Source organism: Varibaculum cambriense (assembly GCF_022133705.1).
Classification (GTDB): domain Bacteria; phylum Actinomycetota; class Actinomycetes; order Actinomycetales; family Actinomycetaceae; genus Varibaculum; species Varibaculum cambriense_A.
This window is the reverse complement of record NZ_JAKNHJ010000010.1, coordinates 1-14,905: the sequence shown is the minus strand read 5'-3', so window position 1 is coordinate 14,905 and position 14,905 is coordinate 1. Positions and strand designations below refer to the sequence as shown.

The window sequence follows — 14,905 nt, the reverse complement described above, 5'->3', positions numbered from 1 at the left end:
CTGCCAGGTGGAAGAGCCGGTGCTATTTTGCCGACTCCAGAATTTCTTCCACTACCTTCAGGGCTTGCAGCGCCTCGGACATAGAGACATGCTCACTGCCTTTGCCTAAAATCGCGTCCCGGAAGTGTTCGTGCTCTACTCGCAGTGGTTCGCGCTTGGGGATCTCGTAGCGGGTCACTTCGCCCTCGGAAACTCCTCGGAAGTTAGCGACCTGGGTCCACTCCACCGGAATTGATCCGTTCCGATAGAAGGTGAGGTCACCCATCATAGTATCGGCCACCAGGGCACCCTTTTCTCCAATCACAATGGTCTTGCGATCTTTGAAGGGGCACAGCCAGTTCACCAGGTTGTTTACCAGCACTCCGTTTTCCAGTTTGCCGACCACATTGACCATGTCCTCATTTTCGCGGCCTGATCGGTAAGCGGTTACCGCCGAAACTGACGCATAGTTTGATCCGGCTACCCAAGCAGTTAAATCAACATCGTGGGTAGCTAAGTCTTTGACTACCCCCACGTCCGAAATCCGAGCCGGGAACGGAGACTGGCGGCGGGTAGAAATCTGGTAAACCTCACCCAATTGTCCCGCAGAGATCCGTTTCTTCATTTCCAGGAGGGCGGGGTTGCAGCGTTCCACGTACCCGACGGCTCCGACTAAAGAGGCCTCTGTGAACGCTTTCACAATCCGTTCTCCGGATTCCGCATCGGTAGACAGCGGCTTTTCTACCAGGGTATGTACCCCGGCTTCGGCCAGTTTCAACGCGGTTTCCTCGTGGAAAACGGTCGGGACTGCTACTACGCAAGCGTCCAGCCCTTGCGCAATCAGGGCGTCTATATCGGGGAGGACTTCCATCCCCTTGGAAACCCCAAACTTATCGCCAGCCGGGTCAGCCATCGCTACCAGGTCAACTCCGGGCAGTTCGCGGATATTACGTACGTGGTGCCGGCCCATCGAGCCGATACCGATAATTCCGTAACGCAGGTTCGCCATGTTTTATGCACCCGCCTTGGCTAGTTTGTTGACTGCTTCCACGATCCGCTCCAAATCGCCTTGCGAGAGGGAGGGGTGCACCGGTAGGGATAGGCATTCTTTTGCGGCCTTTTCGGTGTGGGGCAGTTCCAGACCTTTGGCGTAGGGGGCGAGGGAGGGTAGGCGGTGGTTAGGAATCGGGTAGTACACGCCGGAACCAACCTGGTACTCATCTTTCAGAGCAGCGGCAAAACCATCACGGTCTTCGCTAACCCGGATAGTGTACTGGTGGTAAACGTGCTCAGCCTCTGGAGCCACCGGCGGAACCTTAACTCCCTGCAGATTTTCGTTTAGGAACTTCGCGTTGGCGCGGCGCTTTTCCATCCAATCGGAAACCTGAGACAGCTGCGCCAGGCCAATGGCGGCATTGATATCGGTCATCCGGTTGTTCAGACCCACTAGTTCGTTAGCGTAGCGCTTTTCCATACCCTGGTTACGAATCATCCGGGCTTCACGTGCGAGTTCCTCGTCCCCGGTGGTGATCGCCCCGCCCTCTCCGGCGGTCATATTCTTGGTGGGGTAGAAGCTGAAAGCCCCGAAAGCCCCGAAGGTGCCAACCTGCTGTCCGTTCCAGGTAGCGCCATGTGCCTGGCAGGCATCCTCGAAAACTAGGAGGTTGTGACGCTTAGCAATATCCATAATAGCGGTCATATTCGCCGGGTGTCCGTAAAGGTGAACCGGCAAGATAGCGCGGGTTTTCGGGGTAATGGAGGCTTCAATCGATTCGGGATCCAGACAGAAGTAGTCGTCCTCGATATCGGCAAAAACCGGGGTAGCGCCGATAATCGCTACCGAGTTTCCGGTGGCCGCAAAAGTAAAGGAGGGAACGATTACTTCGTCACCAGGTTTAATCCCGGCAGCCAGCTGCCCCACATGCAAAGCGGAAGTACCCGAGTTAACCATTACTGACTGCTGACCATCGCCGCTAGCCATCTGAGCAGTGAACTTTTCTTCGAATTCTGCAACCCGCGGGCCTTGTGCCACCATGCCGGATTTTAGAACCGCATCTACCGCGGTGCGTTCTTTATCGCCAATAATGGGTTTTGCGGCGGGAATAAACTCTGCAGTCATTAGTTAAGTAACCTCCTGGGTCTGGTGCGGGATAGCCCTTCAAGTCTGATGATCTTCAGTCAGCTTCCCTGTTTCATCACCATTATAAGTGCGAGAGTACCCGGCGCCTATAAGAAAAGTGCTGATTGCTTGTTATTCTAGGAAAAGAAAGCAATTGGCACGGAAAAGGTAATAGCAGACTATGGCAGCTAGAGATGACACCTGGGTCATCATTCCCGTATATAACGAAGACCAGGTGATCGGGCAAGTAGTTAAAGATCTGCTCCCCACCTTTCCCCATGTGGTCTGCATAGATGATGGTTCCCGGGATAAATCAGCTGCGGTCGCGGCGGCTGCCGGTGCTACCGTTATCCGCCACCCCGTGAATCTGGGGCAAGGCGCAGGGCTGCAAACTGGGATCGAATACGTGCGGGGATTCACCCGGGCGAAATACCTGCTGACTTTCGACGCCGACGGGCAACACCGGGTAGAGGACGGCCTGGCGATGGTGGAGCAAGCCGAAAAAGAAAACTTGGCGATAGTTTTCGGGTCGCGATTTTTATCTTCCCAAACCCAGGTGGGTTGGTCGAAACGTTTGGTGCTAAAAACTGCGGCGCGGGTGACTGCCCGCCGCACCGGATTGCAACTCACCGATGCTCATAACGGGTTGCGGGTACTCCGCCGGGATGCCTTCGAGCAAGTAAACCTGCTGCAAAATCGGATGGCGCACGCCTCGGAGATAGTGGCGCAACTGGCGCGGACGGGACTGCCCTGGACAGAGCATAGTGTGTTTATCCGTTATACCGATTACTCCAAAGCCAAGGGACAATCTCTGCTTAACTCCATAAATATCCTCACCGAATTGCTGATCAAATAGGGGTGAATGATGCTAATAAAAATCCTGCTGATTGTTTTGGTGTTGCTTCTTTCCCTCTATATGTTTAAGGCCAACTTGGGAGCAAAACAGACCGCCTGGCGGCGCCTGGGGATATTAGCTTTTGCGGTTGCCGCAGTAGTAGTGGTGATTTTTCCCGGGATTACCACCACGGTCGCACGTTTTGTAGGGGTTGGACGCGGCGCCGACCTCCTCTTGTATGGACTGGTAATAGTGGTTCTTTACAATATGTTGATGCAGGCCAAGCAGCGTAATGCCGCGGAGCGGCGCCTTACAAAACTCGCCCGGGAAGTAGCAATCACCCATACTGTCCTCGGGGAGGACGAGAAACGAGTTCCCTCCGCTGTAAGTGGTAATCCCACTGAATCCATTTCCAACGTCAGCGGTGATGGCGCACCTCAGCAGCCAAGCGAACACAGCTAACGCCAATGAACAAAGCTAAATGGGTAAATCTGGTCTACCGCTCCGGTAGGGATCCACAAAAATATTGATTCCGTCCGCCCGCTTCTATTTAACCCCTCCCGCCCCCATTTCCCACCCCTAAACCGGCGAGCCACCAACGGCCCCAATCCACCCCTCGCAACCTACGCAAGCTTACAAAGGCGCCCTAATGTCAGTTCACCTGCTTAAATAATTGTTGTAACAATTTTCCGAAACCTCTTGACCGAAACGATCATGTCGGCTATCGTGGCAATACCGAACCGATTCGGTAAGGTTTTCGGTAAATGAGTAGATAGCGGGAAACCGGTAGCACTATCGGCGATCCTGCAGCCAATACGCCGGCGGAGCAGCTGGTAAGGCGGAGGAAAGGACACTGCGATGGCGCAGAGTAAAGCAATAAATACCAACGATCCCAAATATTCCAAATTGTCCATCGGGGTTTGCCCCGACCAGTGGGGCGTATGGTTCCCCGAGGACGAAAAGCAAATGGATCCCCGGCAAGCTTGGGAAGAAATGGCAGAAGCCGGCTTCGAAATTATCGAAACCGGGCCGTTCGGCTATTTCCCCACCGATCCTAAAGAACTACAAAAATGGTGCGATGAATTCGGGATGAAGGTAGTCGCCGGTACTGGCTGGGGGATTCTCCACAAGGCCGAAGCCTGGCCGGAAACTTTGAAGACCTTCCGCGCCATCGCCGAGACTCATGCGGCAGTCGGCGCCGAATACATCGTGCATCTTCCTCCGCTCTACCGTGATGACAAGACTTGGGAATGGACAGATGATCGCGTCCTGTCCGATGATGCCTGGAAGCTCTATGTGGAGCACGCCAACGCCCTCGGGCAAATGCTGCTGGATGAATACGGCTTGAAGATGGTACTGCACCCCCACGGAGATTCCCATATCGAAACTCCAGAGGAAATCGCGCGTATTTTTGACGCCACCGACCCCAGGTACGTAAACCTCTGCCTGGATTCCGGTCACGTAGTTTACGGCGGCGGCGACCCGGTAGAACTGATCAAGAAATACCCGGAGCGGATCACCTACGTACACATCAAGGCTTTCGATGAAGCCATCACCAAAGAGGCACACGAAAAGGACTGGCCCTTCGGCGAGGCCGTGGCTAAGGGAGCATCGGTATGTCCTCCAAAGGGACTGCCGGAAATGCATGAGTTCGTGGACGCACTCGCGGAACTAGATCGCGAAATCTACTGTATTTGCGAGCAGGACTGCTACCCGTGCGAGCCCTCATTCCCGAAGCAGAACGCTATCAACATGCGGGAATACCTGGCCAGCTGCGGACTGGGTCTGAAGTAACTATCCACCACTTACCTGATGCCGCGGGAGCGGAGTGATTATTCCGCTCCCGCCGGCGTCTCCATTCAGCGGCTGTGAAGTCGCGCCTGGTCGCACTGAGGCCACCAGGCAAATCACTCATAGGGGAGAAAAATGACATTAAATATTGGCTTGATCGGTGCGGGGGGCATGGGACGTGCTCACGTGGAACGGATCGAAAACGAACTGACCGGCGGCAAAATTGTAGCGGTCGCCGATCTAAACCTAGATGCCGCGAAAGAAGTAGCGGACAAAGTTGGCGGCAAAGCCTACGGCTCCGGCGAAGAACTAATCGCGGATCCGAACGTAGATGCCGTCTTGATCGCCACCTTCGGTCGGGTACACAAGCCCGATGTAATCCGGGCGATTGAGGCTGGAAAATACGTGCTTTGCGAAAAGCCGCTGGCAACCACGGCAGAAGACTGTCGCGAAATTATGGAGGCCGAACAAAAAGCCGGGAAGAAACTGGTAACCGTTGGGTTTATGCGTCGCTTTGACCAGTCTTATGGCATTTTGAAAGCCAAGATGGACTCCAAAGAGCTGGGTGAAACCACCATGGTGCACTGCCGTCACCGTAACCCCACTGTTCCGGAAAACTACCTGTCTTCCATGGCGATTGATGACACCGCCATTCACGAAATCGATACTTGCCGCTGGCTAACCGGTGAAGAAATCGTGAACGTGCGGGTAGATATTCCCCGCTCCACCAGCTACAAGTTTGAGCAGCTGACCGACCCGATCGTAGTGGTCATGTACACCGAATCCGGGATCCGCATCGATGACGAAGTAAATGTCAACATTGGCTACGGCTACGACATTCAGTGCGAAGCGGTAATGGAACAGGGCACCGCTTACCTGGGGGATCAAGAAAAAGTGTATGTGCGCTCTAGCCAGGAACGCGCCAACGCCATCTGCCAGTCCCATATCGACCGTTTCCACGATGCCTTCAACCGCGAGGTGCAGCAGTGGATTAACGCCGCCAGCGAGGATCGCCACACCGGCTCCAGCTCTTGGGACGGATACGCGGCCACCTGCGTGGTGGATGCCGCCCTGGAATCCTTAGAATCACGTGAGTCCAAACTGGTCTCCGTGGAATTAATTGAACAGCCCGAGTTCTACAAATAACCTGGATCGCTCTTAAAGGAGAAAAAATAATATGAGCAATGATGCTTATAAGGAGAAGCTGGCAACCCCGCCCTCTCCCGAAAAAGTTAAAGAGATGGTGGCCAATACCCCCATGTCCGGGCCACATCGCGGCACCGTAATTTTGGCTGCTACCGCCACTTTCGGGTCGCTGCTATTTGGGTATGACACCGGAGTAATCGCCGGCGCTTTGCCCTATATGTATATGGACAATGTTGCCGGAGGCCTGGGGCTAGATGCCCTGCACGAGGGTTGGGTCAACGCCATGCTCGCCATCGGGGCAGCCTTCGGCGCCTTGATTGGCGGCTGGCTCACCGACCGGCTAGGACGACGTACCAACATCATGATTTTGGCGGTCATCTTCCTGGTTGGCACCCTGGGTTGTACCTTCAGCCCCAACGTGTGGGTGATTTACCCCTTCCGCTTCATTCTCGGTTGGGCAGTAGGCGGCGCGTCCTCCTCGGTTCCGCTCTATCTGGCGGAAACTGCTCCGAAACGAATCCGCGGTCCGCTGGTAGCAGTAGACCAGTTCATGATCGTGTTTGGGCAGCTAGTTGCCTATATTTGTAACGCCGCCCTCTCGCAGGCGCATAACGCACCTGAAGCAACCGTGAAAGCTATTAGCGCAGGCGCTGTTTGTCCTAAAGGTGCCCCGGATGCCGGTAAGGCCGTGCAGGCCGGTGGCACTTACACTTGGGACTGTCTGTCTGGCCTTTCGGATACCGTACGCGAGACGATGGTGCTCTCTGGCGGTAACGGTAACGCCTGGCGTTGGATGCTGGTAATCGCTACTATTCCCGCCGTGTGCCTCTGGGTAGGTATGCGGGTCATGCCGGAATCTCCGCGTTGGTATGCCGCTAACCAGCGTTACTATGAAGCCATTGGTGCTTTGAAACGCGTGCGTGACACCGATGAAGAAGTAGAGTTCGAAACCAACGAAATGATCGAACTGCACCGTAAAGAAGAGGAAGAAGAACAGTGGAACTTCTCCCGGATTTGGAGTACCCCCTGGACCCGTAAAGTGCTAATCATCGGGGTATTCCTGGGAATCTTCGATCAGACCACCGGGATTAACACCGCTATGTGGTACATGCCCAAGATTCTAACGGCCGCCGGTTTTGATACTGGCCAGGGCATTATGCTCAACGTGGTCACCGGTACTTTCTCTGCAGTTGGGTCCGCAGTTGGCTTCTTGCTGATTGCAAAACTCTACCGCCGTACGGTAGGTATCTACCAGGAAACCGGGGTCGCGATTTCCCTCTTGGTACTGGCCGGAGTGTTCTACTGGGGTATTGAGCCCCATATGGATGCCCACGGCAACGTGGCCAGCGATATTCCCAACTTCTTGCCGTGGTTGGTGCTGATTTTGGTGTCGGTATTCCTGTTCATCAAACAGTCGGGAACTATTCACTGGGTGCTGCTGTCTGAAATCTTCCCGGCGAAGATCCGCGGGGTCTCGCAGGGAATCTCGGTTTGCGCCCTCTGGATTTTCAACGCGATTGTTGCGGGAACTTTCCCCTGGATGATCGAGAACCTGGGTGGCTCTGGCACCTACCTGGTCTTCGGAATCATCAACGTGATTGCGTTGTGCTTCTACATTAAGTTCGTTCCGGAAACCAAGATCTACACCTTGGAAGAGGTGGAACAGAACCTGGAGGCTAAGTACTCCAAGTAATAGCTATATACCCAGCTATCGCCCTGGCCTGTCAGCAAACTATTCGTTAGTTCGCTGGCAGGCCAGGGTTTTTATTATCTGGCTTTATTTCCAAATTTACGAGGGCGCACGCGAGTTTCTCGGAGGGGGGCAGGTTCGATGCGCTCAGCTGGGGCGCTTTCTCTATAATCCGGGTAAGGGATTAGCTCGAACCCTTGTGTAATTATGTACTACAAATATATAATTATTATCTAAAAATAAACCCGAGTGGGAATTGAAGTGGAAATATATGTAAATCCTAGAATCCAAGCACGCCACCCAGATATGAGCCCGGCAATGGTGAGGGAAGCGTGGAATACCACCCTAAGATGCATTCCCCGTGATACTGATCCCGTCCAATGGGTAGGGGTTGGCATCGCGGACGGGAAGCTAATCGAATATATTGCCATCGAAAATAACGATGAAACCTGGCATATTTTCCATGCCATGAAAGCGAGTAAAAAGACGTTAAGAGAGGTAGGGCTAGAGCGATGAAATGGACGGCCGCAAACGGAACAAGCTACAGTGACGAACAAGTCGAGCAGTGGGCTAAGGCGCAGGAAAGTGAAGCCGAATACAGCGGCAAACACCTTACCCCCGCGATGCCTGGTCGGCCGGTTAGCGTCGGGAAAAATGCTCAACCTTTTACGATCCGCCTAGACGAAGCACGTCGAACCAAGATTACTACTATAGCCAAGGAACTCGGGACTACCCCCAGCCATCTGGTACGCGACCTTATTGATGCTTTGTAGCCACGGTAGATAAAACTAAGACTTAGGATCTAATATTTCATCCTGAGAGAGGGGGAGCTCGGGGCTTTGTGTCCGCTGCCTTTCGCGGTCTTTTAGCGCTACTTTTTGCAGGTGGTGGCGCGCTGCAGCAGCGAGGGACGAATCGCGATTTCTTGTCCGGGCCCCCCCGAGGCGGCGTAGCGCTTAGCCAAGGCGGTAACGGCCTGTTCACCCAACTGATCCGCATGTTGGTCGATCGAAGTAATCGAAAACTCTTCTAACTGTCCCAAATAGGTGTCGTCATAGGTAATTAACCCACAGTCTTTACCTGGTTCCATTCCGAGGGCGCGCAGCGCGGTACAAGCTTCAATCGCGATCAGATTGTTGTGCGCAATAAACGCTGGCCGCTTGGCCACCGATCCTTCTAGGCATTGGCGAATCTGTTCCCCCGGTTCCAGATCTGGTACCAGAGCTTGAAAACCCGGGAAACTTTTGTGCTTTTTTCGTAAAGATTCAAAAGCAGCTCGCTGCACTTTGCGGCGGGTAGCTACTGCTTGATCAACGCTTTCCGGACTGGATAGGGAAAAGATACGGTCGTATCCGCACTCGGCTAGATGAGCGATCGCTAGCCTGGCTGCTGCTTCCTCGTCCATATGGATAGAGTCTATTTTTCCTGCCACGTACTTTAACCCCAGCACCGCCAGGGGGAAGGTTTCCGATAGGTGCGCCAGGCGCTCTTGGGAGGAGGCCGGGGAGATGAGGATGACCCCGATAGTCTGCATTTCCTGGTAGCGGTTTATCAGGTTCCATTCTTTTTCCGGATCCTGGCGCGCAGTAGAAACCAAAGACAAAAGTTTGTTTTCTTCTGCTGAAAGCCGCAGCGCGTCCTCGACCTCTTCGAAAAAAGGGTTTTGCAGGTCGGGCAGGATTACCCCGAGGAGATCGGTTCCGGAGGTCGATAAAAACGCGGCATTTTGATTGCGCACGTATCCCATATCAGAGGCAACGCGCAGAATGTTGGCTTTAGTTTCCGCATTAACCCGCGGGGAATCAGATAACGCCAGGGAAACTAACCCGCGTGACACTCCCGCCTTGCGGGCTACATCTGCTTGCGTGGGGCGAAAACTCATGCCTTAAGTATATAAGTAACGCGTGTGAAAAATTCGGTTGACTTGGGGACATAGTTAGGAATCATTCCTCTCAGAATCAACGGGAGCGGGATTAAAAAAGATTTTAGAAAATATTGGAAAATAGCTCTTGATTTGTAGAAAAAAGTCCTTTACTATGGACAGCAGTTAACACGTGTTAATGCCGGTTCGTTGGGGCGGCTGTCCAAGCGTTCTCGGTACTAACGGAACTCAAAGAGGAGAAAAAATGACTAAAGAAACTCTATCGGTGGCGGTGATCGGTGCGGGTATGGCCGGGCGGACCCACGCAGATGGTTGGCGGCGAGCCAATACCGTATTCGCGTCAGAGCTACCTCGGCTGCGTCTAGCTACTATCGCGGACGCCTATCTTCCTTTCGCGGAGGCTGCCGCCCGTGACTACGGGTATGAAAAAGCTACTGATAACTGGAAAGACATTGTAGATGACCCCGATATCGACATCGTTTCCATTGTGGTGGGCAACAAGTTGCACCGCGAAATGGCCGAGGCGCTGGTGAAAGCCGGCAAACATGTCCTGTGCGAAAAGCCTTTGACCGATAACCTAGAGGACGCCAAGGCGATGGCAGAGTTTGGGGCAACCGACAAAGTAGTAACCGGTCTGGGCTACTGCTATCGCCGCAATCCCGGTCTGGCAAAAATCGCAGAAATGGTGCAAAGCGGCCAGCTGGGGGAAATTACCCATTTTGACGCGCGTTACTGGTGTGACTATGGCTGTGACCCGAACACTCCGATCGCATGGCGCTATAAGGGGCCGATGGGCTCGGGCGCTCTCGGAGATGTGGGCAGCCTTCTAGTTGATACCTCCGAATTTATTTGTGGCCCTCTGAAGGCGGTCGCTGGTGCCCAGCTTTCTACCGTGATTAAGAAGCGTCCCCCGGCTCTAGAAGGAGTTGCAGGAGGACGCGGAGCCTCCTCGCAGGCAGAAGCGACCGAAATCGTAGAAAACGATGACGTTGCCACCTGTACCCTAAAATTTGAAAATGGCATTATTGGGACTTTCTCGGTTTCCCGGGTAGCGTTCGGATCTCCGAACTCCATGCAAATCACCGTTAATGGCACCAAAGGAATGGTGTCCTTCGATATGGCGCGCGCCGGCGAAATCATGGTTGATGACCAAACCGCTCCTGCCGGATTGGGCGGGCCGCGCCGCGTCCTCGTCAACCCTGACTTCCCTTACTTCAAGGGCGGATCTTCTATGGACTTCGGGGGAGTGAGTGTTACGCAAATCCAGCAGTTCGTTTACCAGGCACATGCTTTCTTAGAGCAGGTAGCCGGGGTTAAAGACGGATTGCCTCCCACCCCGGACTTTGCCTACGGATACCGCTCCATGCGAATCCTCGACACTATTGCTAAATGCGCAGCCAACGGTGGCGCCGAAATGGAAATCAAATAACCAAAATAACGAAAAGGAGAAAAACCATGGCTATGAATCTAGGTGCTTACACCGCTTGTCTACACAACTTCACTCTGCCTGAGGCGCTCGATCATTTGAAATCCTTCGGGCTGACCGGCGCGGAAGTAAATGTGGGGGGCTTCATTCCCTCCCCGCACTGCCCGGTTGATTTGCTGATCGGTTCAAAAACCGCCCGCGAAGATTACCTGGGGATTTTCGAAGAAAAAGGAATGCGGCTCGCCGGCCTGAACACCTCCGGTAACGTACTGGACCCGCTGCCCGATGTGGGGCCGCGCCACACCTATGACCTCAAACGCGCCATCGAACTGGCCGGAAAACTCGGGTCGGGGAAATCGTATGTATGTCCGGGCTGCCCGGCACCGACCCGGACGCCAAATATCCGGCATGGGTAGTTAACCCTTGGAACGGTGAACAGCTAGAAGTCCTGGAATACCAGTACTCGGTGCTAGAAAAATTCTGGAAAGAAATGGACCAGCGCGCCCAAGATGCAGGCGTGAAACTGGCTTGGGAACTGCATCCCACCAACACCGTGTTCACCCCCACCCAGTTCCTAGAGTTCGACGAACGGGTCGGAGGCTTCAAGAACATTGGGGTAAATATGGATCCCTCCCACCTGATGTGGCAGGGGATGGACATTATGAAGTCGATTTAACTGCTCGGTGACAAGATCGTGCACGTGCACGCCAAAGACACCAAGATCGAGCCCGGGGTAGCCACTCGCGGGGTACTAGATCCTTCCTTCGAGCCGGTTCCCGAGGACGAATCCGCGCGCACCCCCGTAGGGATGGATCACTACTGCTCCTCCTGGCCCTCTGATCCCGCCTGGCGCTTCGTTGCCATCGGTGAAGGTCACGACGTGCCCTGGTGGAGTGAGTTCCTAGCGGCGATCGCCAAGATCGATCCGGAAATGAACATCAACATCGAGCACGAGGATGCCGCCTACGATCAGTTAGAAGGCATCCGCCTCGGGGCAGAAAACCTGATCGCCGCGCAGAGCGCCTAGGAAGAAACCGGTCTAGTGCCGCGTCCGTCTGGGGTGGCAGCGGCCTAGCGCCGCACCTGCCGCACCGGGCGAATCGATACCATTTCCACCATCGCATTTTCGGGAGAATCAATAGCGAAACGAACCGCTCTGGCGATAGATTCCACCGTCATATGATCGGCGGGATCATAGTAGCCAGCGTCCTCTTGCAAAACGTGTTGCATATCGGTATCGACTCGCCCGGGGTGGATAGAGGTGACCCAAACGCCCAGTGGTTGGAAATCAATTCTCGTTATCGCGGTACTGCTTTAAATCTTCCTCAGTTCCCTCAAGCTTCTTTTTCTTGTGTTGTTTGGCAACTTCGCCCGCAAAATCTGGAACATACTTCGAAACCGCCACCGAGGGGCGCACGTATCCACTGGAGTTAGGGCGCGGAGGTAGCTTGATCGGCTCCGCATCGCTTTGAATCTCCGTATAGGGGATAGATTCTAGGAAATGGTGGATCATATTTAGTCGCGCCTGCTTTTTGGAATCAGAAAGCACGTGATGCCAGGGAGCCACCGAAGTATCTGTATGTACCATCATGTCGTCTTTAGCACGCGAGTAGTCTTCCCAGCGAGTGATGGATTCTAAATCCATGGGGGAGAGTTTCCACTGGCGTAAAGGATCACCGAGTCGAGATTTGAAACGCTTGTACTGTACTTTATCTGACACGCTGAACCAATATTTACGCAGGTAGATCCCGTCTTCGACTAGCATTTGTTCGAAGATGGGGCATTGGCGCATGAACAGTTGCACCTGGTCAGGGCGGGCAAATCCCATCACTTTTTCCACCCCCGCCCGGTTATACCAAGAACGATCGAAGAGGACGATTTCGCCGGCTGCGGGCAGATGCTCGATATAACGCTGGAAATACCATTGGGTTTCTTGCCGCTCCGTCGGTTTAGGTAGCGCCACGATCCGAGCCACCCGCGGGGAGAGATATTCGGTCATCCGTTTAATAGTGCCGCCTTTACCGGCCGCATCGCGTCCTTCAAAAATAACTACGATCCGGGCGCCGGTAGCTTTCACCCACGTTTGTAGCTTTCCGAGTTCTCCCTGTAAACGGTAGAGCTCGGCCTCATAAACTTTATTAGGGATTTTCTGTACCTTGATTTCGTCAGCTTCACTAATCCCATGTTCGCTTTGATTCATCGATATCTCCTGGCTTGGCGGTAATTCTTAGCGTAGAGCAGGGGAGCGCTGTGTGGAGGTAAAACGGGAAGAATATTTTTAGGGCAGGAGTGGTAAAGAGTAGGCAGGCGAAGTGAAAACAAGCTAGTTTTAAAGTATGGAATTTAAAGTCATTGACCATCCGCTGGTGAAACATAAACTGACCATTCTGCGAGATAAAGACACCCCCTCTTCGGTGTTTCGGCAACTGGTTGATGAACTAGTTACCCTGCTTGCCTATGAGGCAACTCGGCATGTGCGGGTAACTCCCAAGCAGATCGAAACTCCGATTCAACCCATGGAAGGCGAGGTAATCTCGACTCCCCGTCCAATCGTGATTCCGATTCTACGAGCCGGACTGGGGATGCTCTCTGGCATGACTGCCTTGCTACCCACGGCAGAGGTCGGTTTCCTGGGGATGAAGCGGGACGAAGAAACTTTGGCGATCGAAACCTATGCGAATCGTCTGCCCCAGGATTTAACTGATCGGCAAGTGTTCCTGGTTGATCCCATGCTGGCTACCGGCGGCACCTTGGTAGCGGCCATAGATTACGCTCTGGAGCGAGGCGCGCGGGATGTTACCTGCATCTGCTTGGTGGCGGCGCCAGAAGGGGTTAAGCACGTAGAAGAGCATATCGGCCAGCGAGCGGACGTTACCGTGGTAGTGGCGGCTCTGGATGAAGGGCTTACCCCGCAGGCTTATATTCGCCCGGGTCTGGGCGATGCTGGCGATCGTTTATACGGGATCGTAGATCAGTAGTAGCGCGTATGGTCGTCGAGCGCGGTTGCGTGGCAGCGTGCTGGTGACGCTGTGTAGCGAGGCTTGGCGAGGCTTGGCGAGGTTACGCGGCGGTGATTGTTTTGTCGCGGCGGCAACGCGAAGCGTCTAGCCGCGGGAGTGATCACATTTCGCGCCCAAAGTTTAGTTCTGGCGGACAAATCCGCTAAACTTTTGAAGGTCTGTTAACTCAGATGCTGGTAGCGGTTCCTCGCGCTTCGCGAGATTCCGCAACCAATGAATAGGTGGCGTTTTCTCGCTTTTCGCCTCAGGTACCTTCGGTGCCTTCGGCCGCGAGTAACCGCACCAACAACTGAATACAGTACCTGGTAGCGTGTCCGAGCGGCCGAAGGTGCAGCACTCGAAATGCTGTGTGGGGCAACCCACCGTGGGTTCAAATCCCACCGCTACCGCAATGTGATGTCCCGTGACATGTGTCCGCATATGTCGCGGGATTTTTTGGGTTTTTGGGGTGGGTGTTTCGGGTCATTTGTCCGTTTTGGGTTTGGGGTGTTTCAGGACATTTGTCCGTTTTTTGGTTGGTAGGTTTTGTTGGGGTTGATGGTGTGTTCGGCGATGATTTCCCCGGTGTGAAGCGTACTGGGTTTTGTTCCTACTCGTTTTTGAGAGGATTAGGGATATGTCTAAGAGGTATTCTCAGGATTTTAAGGATCGTGCGGTGCGGTTGCTTTGTGATCGGTTGGCTGCTGATGGTTCGTGTTCGCAGTGGAGGGCGGTTAATGAGATCGCCCCGAAGCTGGGGGTTGCGAATGAGTCTTTGCGGCGTTGGTATGAGCAGCATCTTGTGAACACGGGTGAGCGGCAGGGGATGACGCGTGAAGAACACGAGGAGGTCAAACGGCTTAAGCGTGAGGTTGCTGAGCTGCGGCGGGCGAATGAGATTTTAAAGACGGCTTCGGCTTTTTTCGCAGCGGAGCTCGACCGACCGGCCCGATGATGATCGCCTATATTGACGCATATAAGGATCGTTTCGGGGTCGAGCCGATTTGCCGGACACTGAGGGCTAGCTTGGAAGGAGGG

General features: G+C 54.1%; 18 protein-coding genes and 1 tRNA gene. 14 read left to right on the top strand and 5 right to left on the bottom strand.

Annotated elements, in window-relative coordinates; translation table 11 throughout:
• Positions 1-22: 22 nt before the first annotated feature.
• Entirely contained in the window at positions 23-988 is a 966-nt protein-coding gene (locus L0M99_RS05855; RefSeq protein WP_024059690.1) for a Gfo/Idh/MocA family protein, read from the bottom strand.
• A gap of 3 nt (positions 989-991) precedes the next feature.
• Positions 992-2,098 (bottom strand): DegT/DnrJ/EryC1/StrS family aminotransferase, encoded by a 1,107-nt coding sequence (locus L0M99_RS05850; RefSeq protein ID WP_024059689.1) that lies wholly within the window; start codon positions 2,096-2,098, stop codon positions 992-994.
• Between the two features lie 181 nt (positions 2,099-2,279).
• On the opposite strand from L0M99_RS05850, the gene L0M99_RS05845 reads away from it, so the two are divergent.
• The 7 genes from L0M99_RS05845 to L0M99_RS05815 all read left to right on the top strand — a co-directional run bounded on the left by L0M99_RS05845 (position 2,280) and on the right by L0M99_RS05815 (position 8,333).
• Entirely contained in the window at positions 2,280-2,954 is a 675-nt protein-coding gene (locus L0M99_RS05845) for a glycosyltransferase family 2 protein (protein WP_238128065.1), read from the top strand.
• Positions 2,955-2,963: 9 nt separating this feature from the next.
• On the top strand, positions 2,964-3,395 hold the full coding sequence (locus tag L0M99_RS05840) for a DUF2304 domain-containing protein (protein ID WP_238128064.1): 432 nt from the start codon (positions 2,964-2,966) through the stop codon (positions 3,393-3,395).
• A 396-nt stretch (positions 3,396-3,791) separates the two neighbouring features.
• Positions 3,792-4,727, top strand: coding sequence for a sugar phosphate isomerase/epimerase family protein (locus L0M99_RS05835; RefSeq protein WP_024059686.1), 936 nt, complete (start codon positions 3,792-3,794; stop codon positions 4,725-4,727).
• A gap of 132 nt (positions 4,728-4,859) precedes the next feature.
• On the top strand, positions 4,860-5,870 hold the full coding sequence (locus L0M99_RS05830; RefSeq protein WP_024059685.1) for a Gfo/Idh/MocA family protein: 1,011 nt from the start codon (positions 4,860-4,862) through the stop codon (positions 5,868-5,870).
• Between the two features lie 31 nt (positions 5,871-5,901).
• Positions 5,902-7,563: an MFS transporter gene (locus tag L0M99_RS05825; RefSeq protein ID WP_024059684.1), complete on the top strand. Its 1,662-nt coding sequence runs from the start codon at positions 5,902-5,904 to the stop codon at positions 7,561-7,563.
• A gap of 246 nt (positions 7,564-7,809) precedes the next feature.
• The gene (locus L0M99_RS05820; RefSeq protein ID WP_238128063.1) at positions 7,810-8,076 is read left to right on the top strand and encodes a hypothetical protein; all 267 of its coding nucleotides are present in this window, start codon (positions 7,810-7,812) and stop codon (positions 8,074-8,076) included.
• Positions 8,073-8,333 carry a hypothetical protein gene (locus L0M99_RS05815; protein ID WP_024059682.1) on the top strand — a complete coding sequence of 87 codons (261 nt, stop codon included), beginning with the start codon at positions 8,073-8,075 and terminating at the stop codon, positions 8,331-8,333. Before L0M99_RS05820 ends, L0M99_RS05815 begins: the two co-directional genes overlap by 4 nt.
• 98 nt (positions 8,334-8,431) lie before the next feature.
• Here L0M99_RS05815 and L0M99_RS05810 read toward each other — a convergent pair whose 3' ends face one another.
• On the bottom strand, positions 8,432-9,442 hold the full coding sequence (locus L0M99_RS05810) for a LacI family DNA-binding transcriptional regulator (RefSeq protein ID WP_024059681.1): 1,011 nt from the start codon (positions 9,440-9,442) through the stop codon (positions 8,432-8,434).
• Between the two features lie 244 nt (positions 9,443-9,686).
• Between L0M99_RS05810 and L0M99_RS05805 the strand changes: the two genes are divergently transcribed.
• From L0M99_RS05805 to L0M99_RS09920, 4 genes are read left to right on the top strand one after another with little or no spacing between them, the layout of a single operon-like run.
• A complete protein-coding gene (locus tag L0M99_RS05805) occupies positions 9,687-10,871 on the top strand; it encodes a Gfo/Idh/MocA family protein (RefSeq protein ID WP_238128062.1) in 1,185 nt (394 codons plus the stop codon).
• A gap of 26 nt (positions 10,872-10,897) precedes the next feature.
• Positions 10,898-11,284: a sugar phosphate isomerase/epimerase family protein gene (locus L0M99_RS09930; protein ID WP_024059679.1), complete on the top strand. Its 387-nt coding sequence runs from the start codon at positions 10,898-10,900 to the stop codon at positions 11,282-11,284.
• Positions 11,233-11,544: a sugar phosphate isomerase/epimerase family protein gene (locus L0M99_RS09925; protein ID WP_024059678.1), complete on the top strand. Its 312-nt coding sequence runs from the start codon at positions 11,233-11,235 to the stop codon at positions 11,542-11,544. The genes L0M99_RS09930 and L0M99_RS09925 overlap by 52 nt, the downstream gene beginning before the upstream one ends.
• Positions 11,545-11,562: 18 nt before the next feature.
• The gene (locus tag L0M99_RS09920) at positions 11,563-11,895 is read left to right on the top strand and encodes a hypothetical protein (RefSeq protein WP_024059677.1); all 333 of its coding nucleotides are present in this window, start codon (positions 11,563-11,565) and stop codon (positions 11,893-11,895) included.
• 44 nt (positions 11,896-11,939) lie between these two features.
• On the opposite strand, the gene L0M99_RS05795 is transcribed toward L0M99_RS09920, so the two are convergent.
• Positions 11,940-12,098 (bottom strand): hypothetical protein, encoded by a 159-nt coding sequence (locus tag L0M99_RS05795; protein WP_024059676.1) that lies wholly within the window; start codon positions 12,096-12,098, stop codon positions 11,940-11,942.
• 58 nt (positions 12,099-12,156) lie between these two features.
• Positions 12,157-13,068, bottom strand: a complete 912-nt coding sequence (gene ppk2, locus L0M99_RS05790) for a polyphosphate kinase 2 (RefSeq protein ID WP_024059675.1) — start codon at positions 13,066-13,068, stop codon at positions 12,157-12,159.
• Between the two features lie 136 nt (positions 13,069-13,204).
• On the opposite strand from ppk2, the gene upp reads away from it, so the two are divergent.
• The 3 genes from upp to L0M99_RS05775 all read left to right on the top strand — a co-directional run bounded on the left by upp (position 13,205) and on the right by L0M99_RS05775 (position 14,822).
• Positions 13,205-13,846 (top strand): uracil phosphoribosyltransferase, encoded by a 642-nt coding sequence (gene upp, locus L0M99_RS05785; RefSeq protein ID WP_024059674.1) that lies wholly within the window; start codon positions 13,205-13,207, stop codon positions 13,844-13,846.
• Between the two features lie 346 nt (positions 13,847-14,192).
• Positions 14,193-14,277 (top strand) — tRNA-Ser (locus L0M99_RS05780).
• A 227-nt stretch (positions 14,278-14,504) separates the two neighbouring features.
• Positions 14,505-14,822, top strand: a complete 318-nt coding sequence (locus L0M99_RS05775) for a transposase (RefSeq protein WP_238128061.1) — start codon at positions 14,505-14,507, stop codon at positions 14,820-14,822.
• Positions 14,823-14,905 lie beyond the last annotated feature (83 nt).

Bases quoted from the DNA above. Each gene is read 5' to 3' on its own strand.
- L0M99_RS05805 (WP_238128062.1), top strand. From the start codon at position 9,687: ATGACTAAAGAAACTCTATCGGTGGCGGTGATCGGTGCGGGTATGGCC.
- L0M99_RS09925 (WP_024059678.1), top strand. From the start codon at position 11,233: ATGTCCGGGCTGCCCGGCACCGACCCGGACGCCAAATATCCGGCATGG.
- L0M99_RS05850 (WP_024059689.1), bottom strand. From the start codon at position 2,098: ATGACTGCAGAGTTTATTCCCGCCGCAAAACCCATTATTGGCGATAAA.
- L0M99_RS05830 (WP_024059685.1), top strand. From the start codon at position 4,860: ATGACATTAAATATTGGCTTGATCGGTGCGGGGGGCATGGGACGTGCT.
- L0M99_RS05810 (WP_024059681.1), bottom strand. From the start codon at position 9,442: ATGAGTTTTCGCCCCACGCAAGCAGATGTAGCCCGCAAGGCGGGAGTG.
- L0M99_RS05775 (WP_238128061.1), top strand. From the start codon at position 14,505: ATGTCTAAGAGGTATTCTCAGGATTTTAAGGATCGTGCGGTGCGGTTG.
- L0M99_RS05855 (WP_024059690.1), bottom strand. From the start codon at position 988: ATGGCGAACCTGCGTTACGGAATTATCGGTATCGGCTCGATGGGCCGG.
- L0M99_RS05845 (WP_238128065.1), top strand. From the start codon at position 2,280: ATGGCAGCTAGAGATGACACCTGGGTCATCATTCCCGTATATAACGAA.
- L0M99_RS05825 (WP_024059684.1), top strand. From the start codon at position 5,902: ATGAGCAATGATGCTTATAAGGAGAAGCTGGCAACCCCGCCCTCTCCC.
- upp (WP_024059674.1), top strand. From the start codon at position 13,205: ATGGAATTTAAAGTCATTGACCATCCGCTGGTGAAACATAAACTGACC.
- L0M99_RS05815 (WP_024059682.1), top strand. From the start codon at position 8,073: ATGAAATGGACGGCCGCAAACGGAACAAGCTACAGTGACGAACAAGTC.
- L0M99_RS09930 (WP_024059679.1), top strand. From the start codon at position 10,898: ATGGCTATGAATCTAGGTGCTTACACCGCTTGTCTACACAACTTCACT.
- L0M99_RS05840 (WP_238128064.1), top strand. From the start codon at position 2,964: ATGCTAATAAAAATCCTGCTGATTGTTTTGGTGTTGCTTCTTTCCCTC.
- ppk2 (WP_024059675.1), bottom strand. From the start codon at position 13,068: ATGAATCAAAGCGAACATGGGATTAGTGAAGCTGACGAAATCAAGGTA.
- L0M99_RS05795 (WP_024059676.1), bottom strand. From the start codon at position 12,098: ATGCAACACGTTTTGCAAGAGGACGCTGGCTACTATGATCCCGCCGAT.
- L0M99_RS05835 (WP_024059686.1), top strand. From the start codon at position 3,792: ATGGCGCAGAGTAAAGCAATAAATACCAACGATCCCAAATATTCCAAA.